Source organism: Pseudoduganella lutea, from assembly GCF_004209755.1.
Lineage (GTDB): Bacteria > Pseudomonadota > Gammaproteobacteria > Burkholderiales > Burkholderiaceae_D > Rugamonas > Rugamonas lutea.
The window spans coordinates 1,213,274-1,235,770 of record NZ_CP035913.1 but is presented as its reverse complement, the minus strand read 5'-3'; the positions used below and the strand labels follow the sequence as shown (position 1 = coordinate 1,235,770).

Here is a 22,497-nt window from a genome sequence, read left to right as displayed (position 1 = left end):
ATGACACTGCGCTCGCTCCAGTTGCTGGCTGTATTGCCCCTGCTTCCGTTTTCCGCCTGGGCCCAGGTTGCCATCGATACGCCGAAGGGCGGCTGGCGCAACTCCGCCGGCGCCACGGAACAGTACACGCAGGGTGTCAACTATCCGGCCAATGCCGTCAACCTGCAGCCGGGGCAGGCGGGCACGGCGCAGATTCGCGGGCGCATCGCCGGGACCCGCAAGGCCAAGCCCGCAACGCTCGTCGTCAATGGCGTGTCGATGCCGCTCGAAGTGCAGGACGATGGCACGTTCGCCCGGCCCTACGGTTTCGGCAGCGGCGCCAACAGCGTGGAAGTGCGCGCCCCGGACGGCAATGGCCGGGCACGCACGCAGTTCGTCGATGCCTACGCCGGCAAGACGCAGGCGCGCCTGCGCGTGGTGCTGTCGTGGGACAGCCCCGGCACCGACATCGACCTGCACGTGGTGACACCGGATGGCGGCCATGCCTGGTATGGCAGTCGCGTGCTGGCCGATGGCGGCGCACTCGACGTGGACGTCACCACCGGCTATGGCCCGGAAATCTTTTCCAGCGCCACGCCGCCCAGGGGCAACTACCATGTCTACGTCAACTACTACGGCAGCGGCGAGCCTGCGCAGGCGCTCACGGTGGCACAGGTCGCCATCATCACGAACGAAAACACGCCACGCGAGAAACAGCAGGTGTTCCGCGTGCCGTTGCGTGCCGCGGGCGAGTTGACGCTGGTGAAGTCGTTCGTGTTCCCCTGAAACGCGGGCCACGCCCGTCCATCCGCGTCATCCCCCCTGAAGCGGTGAACCATGCCGAGTGGCTTTTACGGCGCATCGGTATATTCCTGCAAGCCGCCCTGCTAGAATCGACTGGTACCGTCGTTTGCCACGCTGGATGGCGCAGGAAGGTGGTCATTGCGCATCGGGAAAACCCCGTCCGATCGGGAAGGCTCGTGCCTGCCGGCGCATGGATCTGCGTGCTGGTCGGCATTGTCGCGTGCGCCGGCCCCGCGTCGCCTCCGCCCGCATCGCCGCATCTTCCTTCCCCGCATCTTCCTCTCCCCGATAACGCCCTGATCGGTGCATGGTCCCGGGATACTGCCGGATGTGCCCGGCCCGGCATGGGCGAGGCCGCCGACTTCCACGTGGCCGGCCATACCGTCCATGAAGTGGCGCTATGGATTTCGGCGCACCTCGATTTCGACCAGCTCATCCTGGAGAACTTCGTTCCGGGCGCCGCCAGTTCCGGCTGGGTGCACTGCTCGTTTGCCAAAAAGAACCGCGGGATGCAACTGACGAAGTTCAAGGGTTCCAGGCAGTATTACGCCGGCATCCAGCTCACGGTTCCCGTGCCGGCCATGCATTGACTCAGGCTTGCAACAGGTAAGGCTTGTCCTACATGGCCGCACAGGCTGCGCCGATACAGCCATGCGAATGGCAAGCGCATGATCGCCCTGTTGACGCCGGGTCGGCGTCGCCACAGGAGGAGCACATCATGTCGAAGAAAGACAGTCCGGACGACAAGCGCGTCCGCTCGCAAACCACGAAAGACCAGAACACGGTGGCCGAAGGCAGCCTGCAGGGCGTGGCCCCCGGCACAGTCCAGGGCGGCGGTGCGAACGTGCAATCGGCATCGGCAGAGCAGCAGGGAACGTCGCTGCGCGATCGTGGGGAACTGCAGGGCAAGCCCGACGAGAACGTCGGCAGCAGCCGGGGCGGCGAAGGCGCCCAGCAGGCCGGCTGGAGCGCCCGCCAGCAGGCCGTGCGCAATGAGGCCCAATCCGATGAAGACCGCGAAGCAGCACCGCGGCAGTCGGGCCGCGGCGGGCTGGAACAGAAGCAGCGCGCGGGATCGCAGGAGTCGCCGACCGGGCCTTCCGGCAACCGGCAATCGGGCGACGCCAACAACCAGCAGCGCCAGGGCAGCCCGTCTGAAGCGCCATCCGATTCCGGCAGCCGCGGCACGGACAAGATCCAGCAGCGCTGACCAGGCACTGCGCCGGTAGGCGCCCATCCATTGGGCGTGTGCTGGCGCATGACCCCGCCAGCCCGTCGCGCCAGCCCGGCCCCGGTCCGCACACCGGGGGCGGGCAACGCTGCGCCCACACACCCTTGATGGACTGAACGGAGCCGATGCAACGTGCACTGCCGTGCGGGCAGCTGTCGAGCACCATGGGCGTTACAATCCGGATTCAACCATAAGGATGCCCATGAACGAAGAGCTGGCCCGCAGCGTGGTTCTCGTGCGCGCGATCGAAACCACTGACCGGAAGCGCGAAATCCTCAGCGACGACGACCGCCGCTATGCCAACCGCACCGCCCGCGAACTGGCGCGGTGGCAGGCTTCGGAAACCAAGGCCGAAGCAACGTCCGAGCATTTCCTGCAGCAGCGTTCCGAACAGGTCATCAAGAAACTGTCCCAGCGGCACCCGGCCTTTGCCGCGTTTGCGAAGCGCGCCCCGGGCTTGCACGCCACCGCCTGGTTGCTGCCGCTGCTGGCCTTTGTGCTGGGCGCGGGCCTGGACAGGATCACCGATCCGCACCGGGTCGACCTGCTGTCCGCGCCGCTGCTGGCGATCGTCGGCTGGAACCTGCTCGTCTACGTGGCGATGCTGGTATGGCTGTGCATACCCAAGGCGGGAGTCACGCGCTTGCGGGCCACATGGATCCGCCACCTTGCCGTGGGCAAGGGCGCGATGCCGCGCAAGATGCCGCACGCGCTGGCATCATGCCTGCATGCCTTCATGGCCGACTGGGCGCAGTTGAGCGCGCGCCTGAACGGGGCACGGCTGTCGCGCACGGTCCACCTGTCCGCCGCGCTGTTCGCGGTGGGGGCGCTGGTGTCGCTGTATGCACGCGGCATGCTGTCCCAATATGGCGCCGGCTGGGAAAGCACGTTCCTGGGCGCGGCGCAGGTCCATGAACTGCTGGCGATCCTGTTTTGGCCGGCCATGACCGCGTTCGGCTTGCAGGGCTTCACGCTGGCCGACGTGCAGGCGCTGCATTTCAGCGCCGGCGCGCCGGCGGCGGCCAGCGACGGGGCCCGCTGGGCGCACCTGTATGCCGGGACCTTGCTGTTGCTGGTGGTATTGCCGCGCCTCGTGCTCGCCGCGTTCGCGGCTGCCAGGGCATCGGTGCTGAAGCGCCGCTTTCCGCTCGACCTGGAGCAGCCGTATTTCCGCCAGCTGAACGATGCCGCCGGCGGCGAAGCCGGCATGCTGCGCGTGATTCCGTACAGCTTCACGGTGGACGAGGCCCGCACCCGCGGCCTCGAGGCCATGGCTGCGCAACTGCTGGGCGAGCGTGCCCGCGTGCGCCTGCTGGCGGCGGTCCCGTATGGTGCCGACCCCGGCGCCGCGCTGCGCGACATCGATCCCCGCGAGCCAGGTGTGACATCGACGGCGCTGTTGTTCAGCCTGGCTGCCACGCCCGAGAAGGAAAACCACGGCGCATTCATCGCCCATGCCATGCGCGTGCTGCCGCAACGCACCGTGCTGCTCGATGAATCGGCGTTCAGCAGCCGCACCCCCGATCCGCAGCGGGTGCGTGACCGGGTCGAACTGTGGCGCGAGTTCTGTGTGTTCCACGGCGCCGATCCCACGGTCGTGAACCTGCTCGCGCCGCAGCTGCCGGCCAGGGAGGAGGGCGCATGAGCGAAACGATCCAGCTGGCCCTGATCTCCCACACGAACAACGGCAAGACCACGCTGGCGCGCACGCTGCTGGGCATGGACGTGGGCGAGGTGCGCGATGCGGCGCACGTGACCGCGCTCGCCGAATCGCACACGCTGCAGGCCACCGAAGGCGGCGACCGGCTGGTGCTGTGGGATACGCCGGGCTTCGGCGACTCGGTGCGGCTGATGAAACGCCTGGGCATGTCCGGCAACCCGATCGGCTGGTTCCTGCGCGAGGTGATCGACCGCTACCGCGACCGCCCGTTCTGGCTCAGCCAGCAGGCGCTACGTGCCGCGCGCGATGATGCGGACATCGTGCTGTACCTCGTCAATTCGGCGGAGCGGCCGGAGGATGCCGGCTACCTGCCATCCGAAATGCGCATCCTCGAATGGCTGGGCAAGCCCGTGCTGGTGCTGCTCAATCAAATGGGCCCGCCCCGGCCGGCGCCGGAAGAAGCAGCCGAGCAGCTGCGCTGGCGCGAACACATGCGGCAGTACGGTGCCGTGCGCGATGTGCTGCCGCTCGACGCCTTCGCCCGCTGCTGGGTGCACGAGCACGTGTTCTACGAAGCGCTGGGCCAGCTCGTGCCGGACGAAAAAAGGCAGGCGCATGGCCGCCTGCTGGCGGCCTGGGAAGCACAGAATGCGCAGCGCTTCCACCACTCGATGGCCGTGATCGCGCAGCAGCTGCACGATGCCGTGCGCGATCGCCAGCTGGTGGAAACCGCGGAGAAAAACATGCTGGGTTCGGCATTGAAACTGGTCGGCATCGGCAAGGGCGACGACCGCAAGCGGCAGGAACGGGCGATGAACACGCTGGTCGCGCGCCTGAACCTCGGCATCGGGCAAGCGACGGTCAGCCTGCTGTCGCTGCACCGGCTCGACGCCAGCGCGGCCACCACGATCAACGCCCGGGTCAGCAACAATTTCGTCGTCAGGGCGCCTGTCGAAAAGGGCCAGGCCGCGTTGCTGGGGGCGATCGTGTCCGGGGCCGCGACCGGGCTGTCCGCCGACCTGGCCGCCGGCGGGCTCACACTCGGTACCGGCGCCTTGCTGGGCGGGGTGATCGGCGCGCTCACGTTCGCCGGTGCCGCCTGGGGCTTCAATGCGGGCACCGATCGCAATACGCCATCGATCACGCTGTCCGACGCCTTCCTGCGCACCTTGCTGGTCACGAACGTGCTGCGCTACCTGGCAGTGGCCCACTTCGGACGCGGGCGCGGCAACTTCGTGGAAAGCGAAGCGCCGGCGTTCTGGCAGGATGAAGTTGAGCAGGCTGTCGCGCTGCGCGAAGCGGAGGTCACGGCGCTCTGGCGCACGCTGCGCGAGCAGGAAGAGCCGGACATCGCGGCGGCCACGGGGTTGCTGGCAGCGATCACGCGGCAGGTGCTGACGCGGCTGTACCCGGCAACGCCGATCGCCGGCTGACAGGACCAGGCAAGCACGGGGCGCAAAGAAAACGGCGCAAAGGGAAACAAAAACGGCGCAAAGGGAAACAAAAACGGCGCAAAGGGAAACAAAAACGGCGCAAAGGGAAACAAAAACGGCGCGAAGGAAAACAAAAACGGCGCGACCCGTGCGGATCGCGCCGTTATCGATGCGCTGAAACGCTCAGGCCGCCTGGGCTTCCTCGCGTTCCGGCAACGCGATCCGGTTGTCGGTACTGAACTGGTAATCGCGGAACACGTGTTCGGCCGTCAGCAACTGGTAGTCGCCGCTAGCCAGCTTGTGCGTGGTGTCCTTCAGGCGGTAGGTGTAGTGGCCGCACGTCCAGCAATTGAAGTTGCGCATGTGCGTGCACAGGCAGGTCTTGTCCATCACCTTCACGCCCTTGTCGCTGCCGCCGTTCGCCGTCACCTCGCGGTTGTACGAGTTGATGTACGAGCAGTTGCCGGTCGCGTCCAGCAGGTAGCCGTAGGATTCGCAGCCCGGGCGCGTGTTGGCGCCGATCGCCGGCGTGTTGCGCAGCATCCGCATCGGATAGCCGGTCGGCGAGATGCCGTTGACGATCACGTCTTCTTCGGAAGCTTTTGCATATTCCTGCTTCACCTTGTCCGGCAGGCCGCATTCCTTCGTGATCGTGAAGCGCGTGGCCACCTGCACGCCGGCCGCGCCCATCTCGAGGAATGACACGGCGTCGCTGCCGGTGAAGATGCCGCCGGCGGCGAGCACGGGAATCTCCAGCCCTTCGCCCTTCAGGTAGGCGAGGACTTCGCCGGTGATCGTGTGCAGGTCGTAGTCCTGCCAGTCATCCAGGCCGAAGCCCAGGTGGCCGCCGGCCAGCGGGCCTTCGACGATCACGTAGTCGGGCAGGCGATCCAGCTTGGCGTTCTTGCGCAGGAAGATCTGCAGCGCCCGCACCGACGAGACGATGATGCCCAGCTTCGCTTCGCGGAAGCGCGGGTGGTCGGCCATCAGGCCGAACGAATTGAAGTGCAGGCCGGCGGACAGCGTGATGCCGTCGATGCCCGCATCCAGCGCCGCATTCAGGCGCACGCGCAGGGTTTCGCGCGGGCCGTTCATCGTCAGCTTTTCCATGCAGTTCACGAAGATGAGGCCGGGGCCCTTCTTCGCTTCCATGGTCCTGCCGATATGCAGGCGCTGTGCCTCGGCCAGGCGGTTCAGGTCGAACTGCACCACCGCCTTGTCCATGTTATTGATGTTGAACTTGTACAGCTTGGTCTTTTCCTTGACGAAGCTGGTATCGAAGCGGCGGTCGGAAACATCTTCCACCATCGCGTCGGAAATATGACCGATGCCGCCCAGGCGCGCCGCCTCCAGCGCCAGTTCGGACGTGGAAATGTCCACGCCCATGCCGCCGATCATGATGGGTACATACTCGTTGTCGCCGAACCGCAGGCGGAAATCATCAACACGTTTCATTGCTGTCCTCAGTGATTGCCGGCACGCGCCGCGTCAATCGCGGAAGTTGTTGAATTCGAGCGGCGTATCGGCCACTTCCTTGCGCAGCAGCGCCATCGCGGCCTGCAGGTCGTCGCGCTTCGCGCCGGTCACGCGCACCGATTCGCCCTGGATGCTGGCCTGCACCTTCATCTTGCTTTCCTTGATGATCTTGGTGATTTTCTTGGCCGTTTCCGTCTCGATACCGTTCTTCACCTTGATCACCTGCTTGACCTTGTCGCCGCCGATCTTCTCGATCTTGCCTTCGTCCAGGAAACGCACGTCGACCTTGCGCTTGGCAAGCTTGTTGGTCAGCACGTCCCGTACCTGGCTCAGCTGGAAGTCGGAGTCGGCGAATGCCGTCAGCTCATGTTCCTTCTGTTCCACGCGCGCGTCGCTGCCCTTGAAGTCGAAGCGGGTGGTGATCTCCTTGTTGGACTGGTCGACGGCGTTGCGCACCTCGATCATGTCCGCCTCGGATACGACGTCAAACGATGGCATGATGGTTCCTTTCGATTTTTTTGTTGCTCGCGGCAATGCCGCGCAGAGATGGCGACATTTTAACGGACGCACGCTGCGAACGGTCGGTCGTTTTTTTTGCTTCCCTCTATAATCGAGCAAATTTCGAGAAACCGAGTCAGCCGTCCATGCATCCCGAACCAATCCTCCAGCACGATTTTTCCCTGCGCGACCTGAACACTTTCGGCATCGATGCCCGTGCCTCGCACTATGTCCGGATCTCTGCGACGGCCCAGCTGGCGGCGGTGCTGGCAAATCCCGCGCTGGCGGGCCTGCCGCGGCTGGTGCTGGGCGGTGGCAGCAACCTGCTGCTGACGGGCAACTTCGACGGCCTGGTGCTGCACATGGCCAGCAGCGGCCGCGCGGTCGTTGGCGAAACCGGCGAACACGTGCTGGTGCGCGCGCAGGCCGGTGAGAACTGGCACGGTTTCGTGGAGTGGACCCTGGCCCAGGGCCTCGGCGGCCTGGAAAACCTGGCGCTGATCCCCGGCACGGTGGGCGCGGCGCCGATCCAGAACATCGGTGCCTACGGCCTCGAAACAAAGGACGTGTTCCACAGCCTCACGGTATTCGATCCCGCCACGGGGGCGCTGGCCACGTTCGATGGTGCGGCCTGCCGTTTCGCCTACCGCGACAGCGTCTTCAAGCACGAGGCGGGCCGCGGCCTGGTCATCGTCGACGTCACGTTCGCGCTGCCGCGCATGTGGCGCCCGAACCTGCGTTACGCCGAACTGGCCAATGAGGTAGCGGCGATGGGAACCGCCGAACCCACCGCGCGGCAAGTGGCCGATGCCGTCATCGCGATCCGGCGCCGCAAGCTGCCCGATCCGGCCGTGATCGGCAATGCCGGCAGCTTCTTCAAGAACCCGGTCGTGGGCGCCGCGCAGTGCGCCGCCTTGCTGGAGAAGTTCCCGAACCTCGTGCATCACCGGCAGGACGACGGCACCGAAAAGCTGGCCGCCGGTTGGCTGATCGACCAGTGCGGCTGGAAGGGGAAAAGCTTGGGCGCAGCCGGCGTGTATCCGAAGCAGGCGCTGGTGCTCGTCAACAACGGCGGTGCCACCGGCGCTGATGTGCGGCGGCTCGCCGAGGCAATCCAGGCCGATGTGCGCGAACGCTACGGCGTGCTGCTCGAACCCGAACCCGTCTTTATCTGACCGGTCTGGCCGAATACGGCGCTGGCAGCGCGGTTGCGCCCGCCATCCTTGGCCGAGTACAGCGCCCGGTCGGCGCCTTCGACCAGTTCGGCCGGGGACGTATCGGCCGTGGGCACGAGCGTCGCCACGCCGATCGACATCGTGACGACGCAATGCGGCGCCTGCGGGTTCTCGATCCCCAGTTCGGCCAGCGCACGCAGGCAGTCCTCGGCCACGCTGCGTGCGCCGGCTTCATCCGTGTCCGGCAGTACCAGCGCGAATTCCTCGCCGCCATAGCGCGCTGCCAGGTCGGCCGGCCGTTTCAGGCAGGCCGTCATCACGGCCGCCGCCTTCTTCAGGCACAGGTCGCCGGCCAGGTGGCCGAAGGTGTCGTTGTACAGCTTGAAGCAGTCGATATCGCACAACAGCAGCGACAGCGGGCGGCGTTCGCGCTGGCCGCGCTGCCATTCGTGCTGCACCAGTTCGTCGAAGCGGCGGCGGTTGGCGATGCCGGTCAGGCTGTCCAGCGCCGCCAGCTTCTGCAGTTCGATATTGGCTTCGGCCAGGCGGTTCTGGCTCTCGCGCAGGAAGCGGAACGCCTCGTCGCGCTGCAGGCGGCTGATGTAGGCGCCGGAATGGTAGCGCACGCGGGCCAGCAGTTCGAGCCGGTCCGGCAGCTTCACCAGATAATCGTTGGCGCCGACCGCGAAGCCATGCGCTTTCGATGCGGCTTCATCGCGGGCCGACAGCACGATCACGGGGACATGCTCCAGTTCCAGCGTGGCACGGTAGCGGCTGATCAGGTCGAAGCCGTCCCAGCCAGGCATCACCAGGTCTTGCAGGATGACGGTCGGCTGCAGCCGCGCGGCGCAATCGACCGCGCTCGAGGCATCGGTCACGAAATGGAATTCGATGTCGGGCTGGTCGGCCAGCATGCGGCGCACGGCCTCCACGACCAGCAACTGGTCGTCGACAAGCAGTACGCGCACCTTGAAGGCGGTCAGGGAAAATCGGGGTTCCGCGCCAGCGGTGAAGGCCTGCGACATCGGGCTTCCTAAAATTGATCAGTAAGGTTGAACGCTGGCGGCGTTCAGGGTTACTGCCCTAGGGTTTGCCTCCAGTGGTACTGCGTAAAAACGGGCCGATTTTTTCCAGCGGCAGGATCAGCTGGGCCGCATCGAGCTCGGCCGCCGCACGCGGCATGCCGTACACGGCGCTGGTGGCCTGGTCCTGGGCTACCGTGGTCTTGCCGGCGCGGCGCATGGCCAGCAAGCCTTCGCCGCCGTCACGACCCATGCCCGTCAGCAGGATGCCGACGGCATCGTCGCGCCAGTGCTGCGCCACGCAGCGGAAGAACACGTCGACCGACGGGCGGTAGGCATAATCCTTCGGCACCGCATCGTAACCTAGTTGGTGATTTTCATCCAGTACCAGGTGGTCATTGCTTTTCGCAATCATCACGGTGCCACTCATCAGCGGGTCGCCGTGCTCGATGGGGCGCACCGGCATCGTCAGCTGGTCGCCCAGCCATTTGGCGAAGGGATCGGCGAAGTTCTCGTCGATATGCTGTACCACGACGATCGTGCAGCCGGGCGGCGCCTGCCAGCCGGCCAGGATCCGTGCCACCGCCACCGGCCCTCCGGTCGAGGCGCCGATCGCCACCAGCGTGCGCACGTTCGTGATGGCCCGGTCAGCCAGCTGCAGGGTGAGCCGGGGCTGCATGCCATGGGTACCGCCGCTGTGGCGGATCAGCTTTTCCATCGTGCGCAGCTTGGCCAGCAACTGGGCGGCGCCCTGGTCGTGGCCGGGAATCAGGATCGGCGTCGCGGTCACGTCCAGGGCGCCGGCGCCCAGCGCGCGGAATACCTGGTTCACGCTGTCCTGCGGCCGGCCGGTGACCACCAGGATCGCGCATGGCGATTCGGCCATGATGCGCCGCGTCGCTTCCACGCCATCGAGTTCCGGCATGTTCAGGTCCATCAGCACGAGGTCGGGGCGGTTCTCGGCGCACATGCGCACCGCTTCCAGGCCCGTGCGGGCGATCCACACCACCTGATGCAGCTTGGTACCGGCGATCACGCGGCGCAGCGCTTCCGCCGCCATCGCGACATCGTTGGCGATACCGATCTTCATCGGAACGCGTCCCCGATCAGGTCCGCCACGGCATCGAGCAGGGTCTCGTCATGGAAACTGCCCTTGGTGAGATAGTAATCGGCGCCGGCGGCCAGCCCGCGCGCGCGGTCTTCCGGCCGGTCCTTGTACGACACGATCATCACGGGGAGCGTATGCAAGTGCGGGTCCTTCTTGATCAGGTTGACGAGTTCGATGCCATCCATGCGCGGCATGTCGACGTCGGTGATGACCAGGTCATAATCGCCGGAGCGCGCCGCGTTCCAGCCATCCATGCCGTCGACGGCGATGTCCACCTCGAAGCCGCGGCCCGAGAGCAGCTTGCGCTCCATTTCGCGCACGGTCAGCGAATCGTCGACGACGAGGATGCGTTTCATTCTACGCCTTGCCGCGCCACCGGCGCGCGCCAATTGATGCAGGCCGCCTTCGGCCAGCAATTTATCGATCGACATCAGCAGGTCGGATACGTCGAGGATCAGCACCGGTTCGCCATCGTTCAACAGGGCGGCGGCGGCAATGTCGCGCAGCTTGCCGAAGATCGGATCGAGGCTGTGCACGGCAAGACTGTGCTCGCCACGGATCGCATCGACGACCAGGCCGTAGCGGTGCGCGCCGGTGCCCACCACGATTACCGGCAGCAGTTCCTGGAGCGTCATCTCGCCCAGTTGCAGCACCTGGGCGGCCGAGACCAGCCCCACGTTGGCGCCGTCGTACTCGAAGAACTGCTTGCTCTCCAGCGTGTGGATGGCCGTGCGCGGCACCTGCAGCACGCGTTCCACCTTCACGATGGGCAGCGCGTATGCCTCGCCACCCACGTCCACCACCAGCGAGCGCACGATCGACTGTGTCAGCGGCAGCGTGATGTGGGTATGGAAGCCGCGGCCCCGTTCCGATTCGAGCCGCACGGTGCCATTCTGCTCGCGGATGGCGTCGTGCACGATGTCCAGGCCAACGCCACGACCGGAGATCTCCGTCACTTCCTGCTTCAGGCTGAACGCCGGCAGGAACAGGAACTCCATCAGTTCCGCGTGCGACATCGTGTCCGCCATCGCCTGCGTGGACATGCGGCGCGCCACCACCGCAGCGCGGATGCGTTCCGGGTCGACGCCGCCGCCATCGTCGTAGATCTCGATGTTCAGCATACCGGCCCGGTGCCTGGCCTCGAGCACGATGGTGCCATGGGGCGGCTTGCCGGCGCGTTCGCGCAGTGCCGGCAGCTCGATGCCATGGTCCACGGCGTTGCGCAGCATGTGGTTGAGCGGGCTTTCGATGCGGGCCAGGATATCGCGGTCCACCAGCGTTTCCTCGCCGCGGATCTCCAGCCGCACATCCTTGCCGAGGCTGCGTGCCAGGTCGCGCACCATGCGGGGGAAATGGTGCACTCCGTCGCGGAACGGCCGCATGCGCAGCGCCAGCACTTCTTCCACCATGCCCTGCGCCACGGTCAGCAGGCGGCGTTCGTACTGTTCCATGTCGGCCACGTGGCCCAGGATGAATTGCTTGAGCGGCTGTCCGCGTTGCAGGACCTGCGCGGCCTTCTCGCGCAGCACCGGGTCGCCGTTGCGGCCGATCGCTTCCTGCAGATCGTCCAGCGCTGCGAACAGCGCGGCCTGGTGGCGCTTGTGGCGTTGCATGGACTGGATCAACGGCAGCATCTGGTGCGCGGCGATGCGCGCTTCGCCGGCCAGCGACAGCAGCCGGTCCGACTGCACGCCCGGCTTGCCGCCGCGCGGTTCGGGCGCGGCATGGGGCGGCGGTTCCGGCGTGACCGGTGCCGCCGCGATGGACGTCACCGGTGCCGGTGCCGATGCAAGTGCGGGTGCGGATTCTGGCGCAGGGGCAGGGGCAGGGGCAGGGGCCGAAGGGGGGGCGGGCGCCACAGGCTCCGGCAGGAACGCGATGCCGCGGATGGCATCCATCGTGCGCCGGATCGTGTCGCCGTTGGCCGCCAGCCAGCCCTGCAAGCCGCTTTCCTGGAGGTTCGAGCATTGCACGATCAGGTCGACGCCGGCCAGCAGGACGTCGACGCGGTTCGGCGTCAGTTTCAGCAAACCATGCTGGGCGGCGATGAACGCGTCTTCCATGCCATGCGACAGCTGCACGATGACATCCAGTCCCACGATCGCCGCGGCGCCCTTGATGGAATGGGCAGCCCGCATCATCGCTTCCAGGTCGGCCGGGTCGGCATGGCGTTCAACCGCCAGCAAGCCATCCGTCAGTGCCTGGGTCTGGCTCTCCGCCTCCATGCGGAACAGTTCCAGCATCGAGAATTGGGACAGGTCGTCGCTCATCGCAATGCCCTCGCGAGCTGCGGGCCGAGCATGGCCGCGTTGAGCAGGCCGATACGCAGGTCGCCTTCGGCCAGCACGCCCGACAGGTAGCGCTGCGCGCCCTTGTTGATGGTGGCCGCCGGCGGCTGTACGCGGGTGCCGGCGTAGCGCACGATGCCGTACAGGTCGGCGACCGGCAATGCGTAGCCCCGGCCTTCCCATTGCACCAGCAACAGTCGCGCGAACGTGTGGCGGCCGGTACGCACGCTGCCGCCGTCGGCATCGATCTCAAGCAGCTCGGCCAGGGCGATGCACGGGTACAGCTGTCCGCCCACATTGACGAGGCCGCGCATGCCGTGCGCGGTGCGGTGCGGCACCCGGTGCGGCACCGCATGCGGCGCGACGCGCAGCAGCATCGCCGTCGGCAACGCCAGCCATTCGGCGCCGATGCGAAAGGCCACGGCGGAGGCATCGGCGCGTTCCGCGCTGGCGAGCGGAGCGCGGAAGTGTTCGGCCCACTCGTGCAGGTAGGCATCGTCGACCGCGCGGCCGGCATCGTGCCGGCGCTCTTCTGGTGGAATCGGTGTGCTCATCGTTTCTTACTCATGATGGAGACTTGCTGGCCTGGCGGCGGCGCCACACGCGCGCCGCGCGTTCCCGCAGGGTTTCCCGGGCCGCGTTGTCGCCCTGCCGGCCGGCCAGCAATGCCAGGTGGCACAGCGCCTCGTAATGATCCGGTTCCAGGTAGATGCAGCGCCGCAAGTGCGCTTGCGCCTCGTCCGGCGCGTCATCTTCCGTGAGCAGGCCCAGAAGGAACCAGGCGCCCGCGTTGTCCGGCTCGCGTGCTGTCAGGGTGCGGCACAGCGCCTGCGCCTCGCGTGGCTGGCCCAGGTCTGCGAGCCGGGCGGCATCCTCCAGCGTACCCGCCAGCGGCGAGCCGCCGGCGACGGCAGGTGGCGGCGGGGTTGGGCGCGGGGCGGGGCGCAAGGCTGGCGCGGGCGCCTGTGCCGGCATCGGGGGAGGTACCGGCGTCGGCCTGCGCGGCGCCACGCGACGCTCGCGTGGCGCGGCCTCGGGGCCAGGGCTGCAACGCCGTTCGTTGCCGACCTCGTTGACCGGCAAGGGCAGCAGGGCGTAAGGCCCATTCTGCGGCGAGGTATGCTTGCGCAGTGCGAAGGCCTGCCGGTAGGGCAGTGTCATGAAACCGTTGCGCACGAAGGACGGCACCTCGGCGTAACCGGCCAGCAGCACGCCGTCGTTGGCCAGCAGCGCCGCCAGCCGGGCGATCGCGGCGGCGGTGGTCGGCGCGTCGAAATAGATCAGCAGATTGCGGCAGAAGATCACGTCGTAGGTACCGGGCGGCGCCAGTTCGCTCGTCAGCAGGTTACCCTGGCGGAAACGCACGCGGCGCCGCAACGCCGGGTCGATGCGGTACAGGTCGTCGCCTTCGTGCGTGAAATGACGGTCGCGAAAATCGAGGTCCTTGCCGCGGAAGGCATTGCGGCCATACAGCCCTTCCTGGGCGCGGGCGATGCAGGCCGTCGACAGGTCGACGGCATCGATCGCGAATGCCGTTGGCGGCACGCCCGCATCGACCAGCGCCATCGCCAGCGTGTAAGGCTCCTCGCCGCCGGCGCACGGGATCGACAGCATGCGCAGCAGTTGCCGCCCGCCGGTGGCCAGCCGCTGCTTCGTGAATTCGGCCGCCACGGCGAACGCCTGCGGATCGCGGAAAAGCCACGATTCAGGCACCACCACCAGTTCGACCAGTGCCGCCAGCTCGGTTTCGTCGACGCTTGCCTCGTACTGCGCGCGATCCTCGATGCCGTTGGCCCCCATCCGGCTGCGCATGGCCCGCTCGACGGTTTCGCGGCTGAGGTTCAGCCCCGTGGCCGCACGCAGCCGCTGCAGCGTGTTCATGGCGGCGCATCCTGGAACAGCAGGGCGCGCAGCGCGTCCGGCAGCATCCGGTCCGGCTCCACCAGTTGCACGATGCCCTGCGCATCGCCGGCAACGCGGTCGAGGAAGGGCGCGGCCAGCACGCCCGCCGGCGCCAGCGCCGCGTCATCAACGTCCTGCACGCCCTGCACGCGCTCCGCCACGAGGCCCAGGCCGTGCACGGTACCGCCCGGCGCGGTGTAGTCGACCAGCACGATGCGCGTGTCGGCCTGCCTGGCCGCCGCCGCGGCGCCGGCCAGGCGGCTCACATCGAGTACCGGAATGCCGCTGCCGTGCAGGTTCATCAGCCCGGCCACCGCGTCCGGCGCGCCTGGCACGGCCTTCAGCGCCATCAACGGCAGCACGCGGCGGATGCACGCCAGCGGCAAGCCGTAGCGGTCGGGCCCGATGTGGAAGACCAGTACTTTCATGAGATCAGATTCGAGGCTTCGGGTTCGTGGGATCAGACGTTGACCGCGAACGTTGCCACGGAAGATTGCAGGTCGCTGGCGGCGTATTGCAGCTGGTGCACGGCCTCGCTGGTCGCCTTCAGCGATTCCACCGTCTGCTGCGTGGCATCGTTCAACTGCATCATCGTTTCCGAGATTTGCTGCGCGCCCACGGCTTGCGCCTGCATGCCTTGCAACACGGCGTCGAATTGCGGCGCCAGCTTGCGCACCTGGTCCATCATGCCCGACAGGTGGTCGGTCACGGCGCGCACTTCGCCCACGTTGCGACGGATCTCTTCGGAGAACTTGTCCATGCCCATCACGCTGGCCGACACGGCGGACTGCATTTCCTTGAGCATCTGCTCGATATCCCAGGTCGATACCGAGGTCTGGTCCGCCAGGCGGCGGATCTCCGTGGCGACCACGGCGAAGCCACGGCCCGCCTCGCCGGCCTTTTCAGCTTCGATCGCGGCGTTCAGCGACAGGATATTGGTCTGGTCCGCCACCTTCGTGATCGTCGTCAGCACGCTGTTGATGTTGGAAGCTTTTTCCGACAGCGCGGCCAGCTTGGCGTTGATCGAATCCGTGGCCGAGACCATGTTCTGCATCGTCGCATCCATGCGGCGCAGGTTTTCCTGCGCCTCGGCGGTGGCCGACGTGGTGTAGTCGGCTACGGCGGTGGCGTCTTCCATCGTCTTCAGCAATTGCGACGTGTTCGACGAGATTTCCTTTGTGGTCGACAGCACCTCCACGCTGGTCTGCGCCTGTTCCACGCCGGTGGCTTCCTGTTCCTTGGCCGAGGCGGCGATCTCGGTGGCCGACGTGGTGACCTGGATGCCGGCCTTCTGCACATTGTTGAGCAGCAGGCGCAGGTTGTCGAACATGCGCGCCAGTCCGTGGCCCAGCTGGCCGATCGCATCGTTGCCGGTAACCTCGACCTTGCCCGTCAGGTCGCCGGAAGCGGCGCGCGACACCACGGTGAGCAGCGAATCGACCTTGGCGCGCAACTCGTCGGTGGCGGCCCGTTCACGCTGCTGGTTGTCCTGGATCGATTGCGCCATGCGGTTGAATTCCTGCCCGACCTGGCCCAGTTCGTCGCGCGTGACGACTTCGACGCGCGCACCCTGGTCGCCACCGGCGATACGGCCCACGACGTTGGTCAGGTTCGTCAGCGGGCCCATGATCGCGCGGGTCAGCGCCCAGACGATCAGCATGCCCAGCAGGACTGACGCCGCACCGCCCGCCAGCAAGATGAAATTCATGTCGCGGCGCAGCTCGGCCGCCGCCTCGGAACGTTGGGCCAGCAGGGCGTTCTCTTCTTTCCGCGCCTCGTCCAGCAGCGCATGCACGCCGGAAATGACAGGGCTGGCTTGCTGGAACTGGGGCATGCGGCCGATCTCGTCGGCCGCGCCCGGCGTATTGCCGAGCCGTTCGCGCAGCGCGACCTGCGGCTCGAGTACATCGCGCACCCATTCCAGCGTCATGGATTCGAGCCTGGCCGCGCGCGCCGCCTGCGCCGGATTGTCCGCCACCAGTTTTTGCAGGGTCGTGATAGCGGCAGGCACGTGGGTGACCGCCTCCCGGACCTTGGCGCGCCGGGCGGGCAAGCCCGTCAGGTAATAGCCGCGCGCCTCGACCTGCACCTCCGTCACCGCCAGGCTGACCCGGTCGACCGCATTGACCACCTTCATGGTGTGCCGGTCCCACTCGTTGGCTTCGCGCAGTTCCGCGAAGTTGCTGTAGGCGATCGCCAGCAGGATCAGGATGATGGCGAGAATGGCGCCGAAGCCGGCGTACAGCTTGTTCTTGATGCTCATGTTCTGGATCATCGCGGTCGCATCCGAAGAGTTCGTGTCGTGGGCAATGTATCACTTTCCGGGCGAGGCGGAAATGAAAAGGGCTGCCGTGCGGCAGCCCCTGTTTCTCAAAGGCAGATTATGCCAAAGCTTACTGACCCCGTTTCAGGCGGGCGTTGGCGGCGATGCGCATGCGCAGCGCGTTCAGCTTGATGAAGCCGCCGGCATCGGCCTGGTTGTAGGCGCCGCCATCTTCATCGAACGTGGCGATGGTCTGGTCGAACAGCGAATCGGTCTTCGAATCGCGGGCGACGACGATCACATTGCCCTTGTACAGCTTCACGCGCACCCAGCCGTTCACGGTCTGCTGCGTGTGGTCGATCAGCGTCTGCAGCGCTACGCGCTCCGGCGCCCACCAGTAGCCGTTATAGATCAGCGAAGCGTAGCGCGGCATCAGGTCATCCTTCAGGTGCGCCACTTCGCGGTCCAGCGTGATCGACTCGATCGCACGGTGCGCCTTCAGCATGATGGTGCCGCCTGGCGTTTCATAGCAGCCGCGCGATTTCATGCCCACGTAGCGGTTCTCGACCAGGTCGAGGCGGCCGATGCCGTGCTTGCCGCCCAGGCGGTTCAGTTCCGTCAGCACTTCGGCGGCGCTCATGCGCTTGCCGTTCAGGGCCACGATGTCGCCCTTTTCGTATTCGATGTCCAGGTACTCGGCATCGTTCGGCGCCTGCTCCGGGCTCACGGTCCAGCGCCACATCGATTCCTCGGCTTCGGCGCTCGGGTTTTCCAGGTGGCGGCCCTCGAACGAGATGTGCAACAGGTTGGCATCCATCGAGTAAGGCGCGCCGCCGTTCTTGTGCTTCATGTCGACGGCGATGCCGGCATCTTCCGCATACTTCAGCAGTTTTTCACGCGACAGCAGATCCCATTCGCGCCACGGCGCGATCACTTTCACACCTGGCTTGAGCGCGTAAGCGCCCAGCTCGAAGCGCACCTGGTCGTTGCCCTTGCCGGTGGCGCCGTGCGAAATCGCATCGGCGTTGGTTTCGTTGGCGATCTCGATCAGGCGCTTGGCGATCAGCGGACGGGCGATCGACGTACCCAGCAGGTATTCGCCCTCGTACACGGTGTTCGCGCGGAACATCGGGAAGACGAAGTCGCGCACGAATTCCTCGCGCACGTCGTCGATGTAGATGTTTTCCGGCTTGATGCCGAACTTGAGCGCTTTCGCGCGCGCCGGCTCCAGTTCCTCGCCCTGGCCCAGGTCGGCCGTGAAGGTAACGATCTCGCAGTGGTAGTTATCCTGCAGCCACTTCAGGATCACGGAGGTGTCCAGGCCGCCGGAGTAGGCGAGAACTACTTTTTTAATGTCGCTCATTTCAAATTTCCAATCTGCTTCAAACAGGGTCGTGGCATACCGCTTCGATGTTGTGCCCGTCCGGGTCCAGCACGAAGGCGCCAAAGTAATTAGGGTGATAGTGGGCACGGATGCCGGGGGCTCCGTTGTCGCGCCCGCCCGCTGCCAGCGCGGCCTCGTAAAAGGCGATGACCTGCGCGCGGCTTTCCACGCGCAAGGCCACGTGGACAGGGTTGCCGGGGGAGTTGCCGGATTTCGCTTCCGAGATCCAGAAGTCCGGCTTGGGCACGATGCCGAAGCCGGCGACGCGAACGGTACCCGTGATCTCCGGGCCCAGTTCCATCAGCATGGCATAGCCGATCGGTGCAAGCGCCTTCTCGTAGAACGCGCGGCTGTTGGGAAAATCGGTGACGATGATTCCAATGTGGTCGATCATGGCATGGCTTCGCGGGTGTGTTATTTGCCGTCGAGGCGGCCCAGCAGCAGGTATTCGATCAGCGCCTTCTGGATGTGCAGGCGGTTCTCCGCCTCGTCCCACACCACCGATTGCGGGCCATCGATGACTTCCGCCGAGACTTCCTCGCCACGGTGGGCTGGCAGGCAGTGCATGAACAGGGCGTCCGGCGCTGCGCGCGCCATCTTGGCACCGTCGACGATCCAGCCGTCGAAGGCTTTCAGGCGCGCCGCGTTCTCTTCCTCGTAACCCATGCTGGTCCACACGTCGGTATTGACCAGGTGGGCGCCTTCGCAGGCATCCGACGGATTGTCGAACAGCGAGAAGCGGTTGGTGGACACCAGCGACATGTCCATGTCATAGCCCTTCGGCGTGGACACGTTCACGTGGAAGCCGAACACCTCGGCCGCCTGCAGCCAGGAATACAGCATGTTGTTGGCATCGCCCACCCAGGCCACCGTCTTGCCGGTGATCGGGCCGCGGTGCTCGTAATAGGTGAAGATGTCGGCGAATACCTGGCACGGGTGATGTTCATTGGTGAGCCCATTGATCACCGGCACGCGCGAATTGGCGGCGAAGCGCTCGATGATCTCCTGGCCGAACGTGCGCACCATGATGATGTCGCACATGCGGGACATCACCTGGCCGGCATCCTCCACCGGCTCGCCGCGGCCCAGTTGCGAATCGCGCGTGTTCAGGTAGATTGCCGCGCCGCCCAGCTGGTGCATGCCGGCTTCGAACGACAGGCGCGTGCGCGTGGAGTTCTTTTCGAACACCATGACCAGCGTGCGATCGACCAGCGGATGGTAAATCTCGTAATTCTTGAACTTGCGCTTGATGATGTGCGCGCGTTCGATCACGTATTCGTATTCTTCAAGGGTGAAGTCGGAAAACTGGAGGTAATGCTTGATCGGTTTTGTAGACATGTTCACAACGGATTGGGCGGCGCGGTGAGGCTGCACACTTGAATCGGCTCGCCGGATGGCCGGGCCTTCGCGGCAAGTTGGCAAATCATTATAAGGGGTTTTGCCGGTGACTAATAGATCGGCGGCCGATCACCCGGAACGGGAGCGGGCGCGACCAGCGGCAGTTCCACCGTAAACGTCGTGCCGGCGGTGCTGCTGCATACCGTGATCTGCCCGCCCAGCAGGCCGGTCACGATGTTGTAGCTGATCGACAGGCCCAGGCCGCTGCCGCCACGGCCCAGCTTGGTCGTGAAGAACGGATCGAAGATGCGCGACAGGTGTTCGGGCGCGATGCCGGCGCCATCGTCGGCGAACACGATGGTGACCCTGCCGTCCGGTCCGGGGGCGGCTGTCAGGCGCATGGTGCCGCCGGCGCGGTCGTCGAAGGCGTGCAGCAGCGCATTGTTGATGAAGTTCGTGATGACCTGGCCGAACGGGCCGGGGTAACTGTCCAGCTCGATTCCTTCCGGCACGGTGAAGGCGATGCGGTGGCCCGAGGCACGGATGCGGTTCATTATCGTGGCCACGATCTCGTGCGTCACCTGGTGCAGGTGGAAACGGCGGCGCTGTTCGGTGGTGCGGTCCACGGCGACCTGCTTGAAACTGGCGACGAGGTCGGCGGCGCTGCGCAGGCCGCGCATCACCAGTTCCGCCGCCTTGCGCGCATCGCCGATGTAGGCGGCCAGTTCGGAACGGCGCAGCCCGGGCCCGTTCAGCGCGTTCTCCAGGTCGACGGTCTTCTGTTCCAGCGTGCTGGCGATCAGCAGGCTGTTGCCGATCGGCGTGTTCAGCTCGTGCGCCACGCCGGCCATCAGCGCGCCCAGCGCCGCCAGCTTCTCATGCGCCGCCAACTGCGATTGCGCTTCCTGCAACTGGCGGTAGGCCTGCGCATTGTCGAGCGCGATGGCGCCGTAGGCGCACAGCGTGCGGAAGATCAGGCGTTCCCGTTCGCCATACGCGGCGCGCTGTCGCGCCTGCACGCTCATCGCGCCCAGCACGCGCTCGCCCAGCAGCAGCGGCGCGAACAGCGCGCTGGCGCAGTGCGCGCACCCATCCACGGCCGGGGGATGCTGCGCCAGGTCGTCGACGGCGATCTCGCGGCGTTCGCGCACGCAGCGCATGCTCCACGCGGCATGGTCCCCCGGTGCGATGGTGAACGGCGCCAGCGCTTCCCCCGCCTCGGTGCCGAATGCCAGCGCCAGCGCGGCGCCATCGGGCGCCTGCAGCATGATGGTGAACGCGTAGGCGGGCAGCAGCGCATGCACGTAGCGATCGAGCACGTCGTAGACACCGGCGGCGTCGAGGTGCATCGTGATCTCCTGGCCGATCGCGGACAGCCGCTGCAGGATCGCGCTGGTCTGCTGCTGCAGTTCGGCGCGGCCCGCCTCGGACATCGCCAGCGCGCGATGGTGCCGTTCTTCGGCGCGTGCTTTCTCGGTCTGGCGGTGCAGCTGCATGGCGATCGCGCGGCGCGTGGCATCCTGCGTGTGCGTCTTCTCGCGCGCAGCGCTGGCGGCGCGCGCCGTCATGTACGCTTCGCAGTAATCGCCCACGCGCGCGTATTGCTCGGCCAGCGCGTCGTACAGGTCGCCCGGCACGATGTAGCCTTCGATCGTGGCGGCCACCAGCAATGCCTGGCGCAGGTAATGCAGCGCGGGGCTTGCTTCCGCCATGCCGACGGGGCCGGGCAGGGCATGCCGGTTGTGGATCAGCGCAAGCACGCGCAGCCCGGCCACCTGGTTGTAGACGTTGTGGTGGTCCGCGGCCAGGTCGACCGCCTCCTGCGCCAGCGCCAGCGCCTCGGCTGGCCGGTCGAGGAAGCACAGCGCGTGGGCACAGCCGCGCCGCGCCACCATCCGGAAGTCGGCCTGGTCCAGCGCGCTGGCGCGCAGCGACAAGCCATCGAATGCTGCCAGCGCGCCGGCGTAATCGCGCTGGGCCAGGCACAGGTCGCCCGTGTACTGCAGTGCGATCGCATACAGGCGGCTGTGTACATAGGGTTGCAGCAGGTCGAGCGCTTCGCGCAACAGTTCGCCGGCGGCATCGAGCCGGCCCAGCCTCCGCAGCGTATCGCCGGTATGCAGCAGGGCCGCCGCGATGCTGCGCGGCCATTCTTTCGGCCGCGCCATGTCCAGCGCGCGCTGCATCCATTCGAGTGCCGCGTGGTGGTCGTTCAGGTTGGAGAATTTTTCGCCGATGTTGGTGGCGGCAATGATCGCGGTGCGCACCTGCCCCGTCGCCAGCGCGGTTTCATGCGTGCGCAGGTAATGGCGGGCGGCGGCGCCGAAATCGCTGGACTGGCTGGCGGCCATGCCGAGAAAGTCGTTGACCCAGCAGTCCAGGGCCGGGGCGCGTTCCCGGTCGGTGGCGAAATGCTCGCCCCAGCGCTCGCGCGCCATCTCGAGATCGCGCAGCACGGCCCAGCGGGCGCAGGCCGCTTCGGCGATGGCGGCGCGGTCGGCATCACCGGCCACCTGTGCCGCGGCGGCGCAGCGTTCCAGTTCGCGGTCACGGCACACATGGTCGCCCCGGTCGACGGCGATCCAGGCACACAGCCAGTGCGCATCGGCGCAGCCGGCCATGTCGCCGATGGCGCAGAACGCATCGCGCGCGCCTTCGGCCATCGCCTGTGCCCGATCGAGCTCGCCCACCAGCCAGCGCACTTCGGCACGCAGCAGTTGCAGCCGGGCGCCAAGTACGCCGCGCGCGCCGAGATCGGCATCCGGCAGCAGGGCCTCGGCTTCGTCCGCCAGCGCGCCGGCGCGGCCCGTGTCGCGCTGGCGCAGGTGCCAGGCCAGCGGCACCAGCACCGGCAGGCGCGTCGCGCCGGCCAGCCCTGGCAGGGCCTGCTCCCAGTGCGCTAGTGCTTCGTCGCCGGTGAACAGGTCCATGGTGGC

19 protein-coding genes are annotated in these 22,497 nt (G+C 66.6%); 6 read left to right on the top strand and 13 right to left on the bottom strand.

The features are described 5' to 3' along the window. The 5 genes from EWM63_RS05235 to EWM63_RS05215 all read left to right on the top strand — a co-directional run bounded on the left by EWM63_RS05235 (position 1) and on the right by EWM63_RS05215 (position 5,107). Complete coding sequence (locus EWM63_RS05235) at positions 1-765, top strand: YfaP family protein (RefSeq protein WP_130185593.1); 765 nt, start codon at positions 1-3, stop codon at positions 763-765. Between the two features lie 194 nt (positions 766-959). Then, complete coding sequence (locus EWM63_RS05230) at positions 960-1,373, top strand: hypothetical protein (protein ID WP_130185592.1); 414 nt, start codon at positions 960-962, stop codon at positions 1,371-1,373. A gap of 128 nt (positions 1,374-1,501) precedes the next feature. Beyond that, complete coding sequence (locus EWM63_RS05225) at positions 1,502-1,993, top strand: hypothetical protein (RefSeq protein WP_229487736.1); 492 nt, start codon at positions 1,502-1,504, stop codon at positions 1,991-1,993. Positions 1,994-2,216: 223 nt separating this feature from the next. Then, positions 2,217-3,659 carry a DUF2868 domain-containing protein gene (locus EWM63_RS05220; protein ID WP_130185591.1) on the top strand — a complete coding sequence of 481 codons (1,443 nt, stop codon included), beginning with the start codon at positions 2,217-2,219 and terminating at the stop codon, positions 3,657-3,659. Further along, positions 3,656-5,107 (top strand): DUF3482 domain-containing protein, encoded by a 1,452-nt coding sequence (locus EWM63_RS05215; RefSeq protein ID WP_130185590.1) that lies wholly within the window; start codon positions 3,656-3,658, stop codon positions 5,105-5,107. Before EWM63_RS05220 ends, EWM63_RS05215 begins: the two co-directional genes overlap by 4 nt. A gap of 183 nt (positions 5,108-5,290) precedes the next feature. Here the strand turns inward: EWM63_RS05215 and EWM63_RS05210 are convergent, their stop codons facing one another. Then, on the bottom strand, positions 5,291-6,562 hold the full coding sequence (locus EWM63_RS05210; protein WP_130185589.1) for a nitronate monooxygenase: 1,272 nt from the start codon (positions 6,560-6,562) through the stop codon (positions 5,291-5,293). Between the two features lie 33 nt (positions 6,563-6,595). Beyond that, positions 6,596-7,081: a YajQ family cyclic di-GMP-binding protein gene (locus EWM63_RS05205; protein ID WP_130185588.1), complete on the bottom strand. Its 486-nt coding sequence runs from the start codon at positions 7,079-7,081 to the stop codon at positions 6,596-6,598. A gap of 146 nt (positions 7,082-7,227) precedes the next feature. On the opposite strand from EWM63_RS05205, the gene murB reads away from it, so the two are divergent. Beyond that, the gene (murB, locus tag EWM63_RS05200; RefSeq protein ID WP_130185587.1) at positions 7,228-8,256 is read left to right on the top strand and encodes a UDP-N-acetylmuramate dehydrogenase; all 1,029 of its coding nucleotides are present in this window, start codon (positions 7,228-7,230) and stop codon (positions 8,254-8,256) included. Here the strand turns inward: murB and EWM63_RS05195 are convergent. From EWM63_RS05195 to EWM63_RS05145, 11 genes are all read right to left on the bottom strand, one after another. Then, complete coding sequence (locus EWM63_RS05195) at positions 8,217-9,281, bottom strand: diguanylate cyclase domain-containing protein (protein WP_130185586.1); 1,065 nt, start codon at positions 9,279-9,281, stop codon at positions 8,217-8,219. The genes murB and EWM63_RS05195 overlap by 40 nt on opposite strands. A 58-nt stretch (positions 9,282-9,339) precedes the next feature. Next, positions 9,340-10,368 (bottom strand): chemotaxis-specific protein-glutamate methyltransferase CheB, encoded by a 1,029-nt coding sequence (gene cheB, locus EWM63_RS05190; protein ID WP_130185585.1) that lies wholly within the window; start codon positions 10,366-10,368, stop codon positions 9,340-9,342. Beyond that, positions 10,365-12,656, bottom strand: a complete 2,292-nt coding sequence (locus EWM63_RS05185) for a hybrid sensor histidine kinase/response regulator (protein WP_130185584.1) — start codon at positions 12,654-12,656, stop codon at positions 10,365-10,367. Before EWM63_RS05185 ends, cheB begins: the two co-directional genes overlap by 4 nt. After that, complete coding sequence (locus EWM63_RS05180; RefSeq protein WP_130185583.1) at positions 12,653-13,228, bottom strand: chemotaxis protein CheW; 576 nt, start codon at positions 13,226-13,228, stop codon at positions 12,653-12,655. Before EWM63_RS05180 ends, EWM63_RS05185 begins: the two co-directional genes overlap by 4 nt. Before the next feature lie 10 nt (positions 13,229-13,238). Further along, positions 13,239-14,555: a CheR family methyltransferase gene (locus EWM63_RS05175; protein WP_130185582.1), complete on the bottom strand. Its 1,317-nt coding sequence runs from the start codon at positions 14,553-14,555 to the stop codon at positions 13,239-13,241. Beyond that, positions 14,552-15,004, bottom strand: a complete 453-nt coding sequence (locus tag EWM63_RS05170) for a chemotaxis protein CheW (protein ID WP_130185581.1) — start codon at positions 15,002-15,004, stop codon at positions 14,552-14,554. Before EWM63_RS05170 ends, EWM63_RS05175 begins: the two co-directional genes overlap by 4 nt. 32 nt (positions 15,005-15,036) lie before the next feature. Continuing rightward, positions 15,037-16,851 carry a methyl-accepting chemotaxis protein gene (locus tag EWM63_RS05165; RefSeq protein ID WP_130185580.1) on the bottom strand — a complete coding sequence of 605 codons (1,815 nt, stop codon included), beginning with the start codon at positions 16,849-16,851 and terminating at the stop codon, positions 15,037-15,039. Positions 16,852-16,969: 118 nt separating this feature from the next. After that, positions 16,970-18,202: an argininosuccinate synthase gene (locus EWM63_RS05160; RefSeq protein WP_130185579.1), complete on the bottom strand. Its 1,233-nt coding sequence runs from the start codon at positions 18,200-18,202 to the stop codon at positions 16,970-16,972. A 19-nt stretch (positions 18,203-18,221) separates the two neighbouring features. Then, a complete protein-coding gene (locus EWM63_RS05155) occupies positions 18,222-18,617 on the bottom strand; it encodes a VOC family protein (protein ID WP_130185578.1) in 396 nt (131 codons plus the stop codon). A gap of 20 nt (positions 18,618-18,637) precedes the next feature. Further along, entirely contained in the window at positions 18,638-19,561 is a 924-nt protein-coding gene (argF, locus tag EWM63_RS05150) for an ornithine carbamoyltransferase (RefSeq protein WP_130185577.1), read from the bottom strand. Positions 19,562-19,671: 110 nt separating this feature from the next. After that, positions 19,672-22,491 carry an ATP-binding protein gene (locus EWM63_RS05145; RefSeq protein ID WP_130185576.1) on the bottom strand — a complete coding sequence of 940 codons (2,820 nt, stop codon included), beginning with the start codon at positions 22,489-22,491 and terminating at the stop codon, positions 19,672-19,674. Positions 22,492-22,497: the final 6 nt, after the last annotated feature.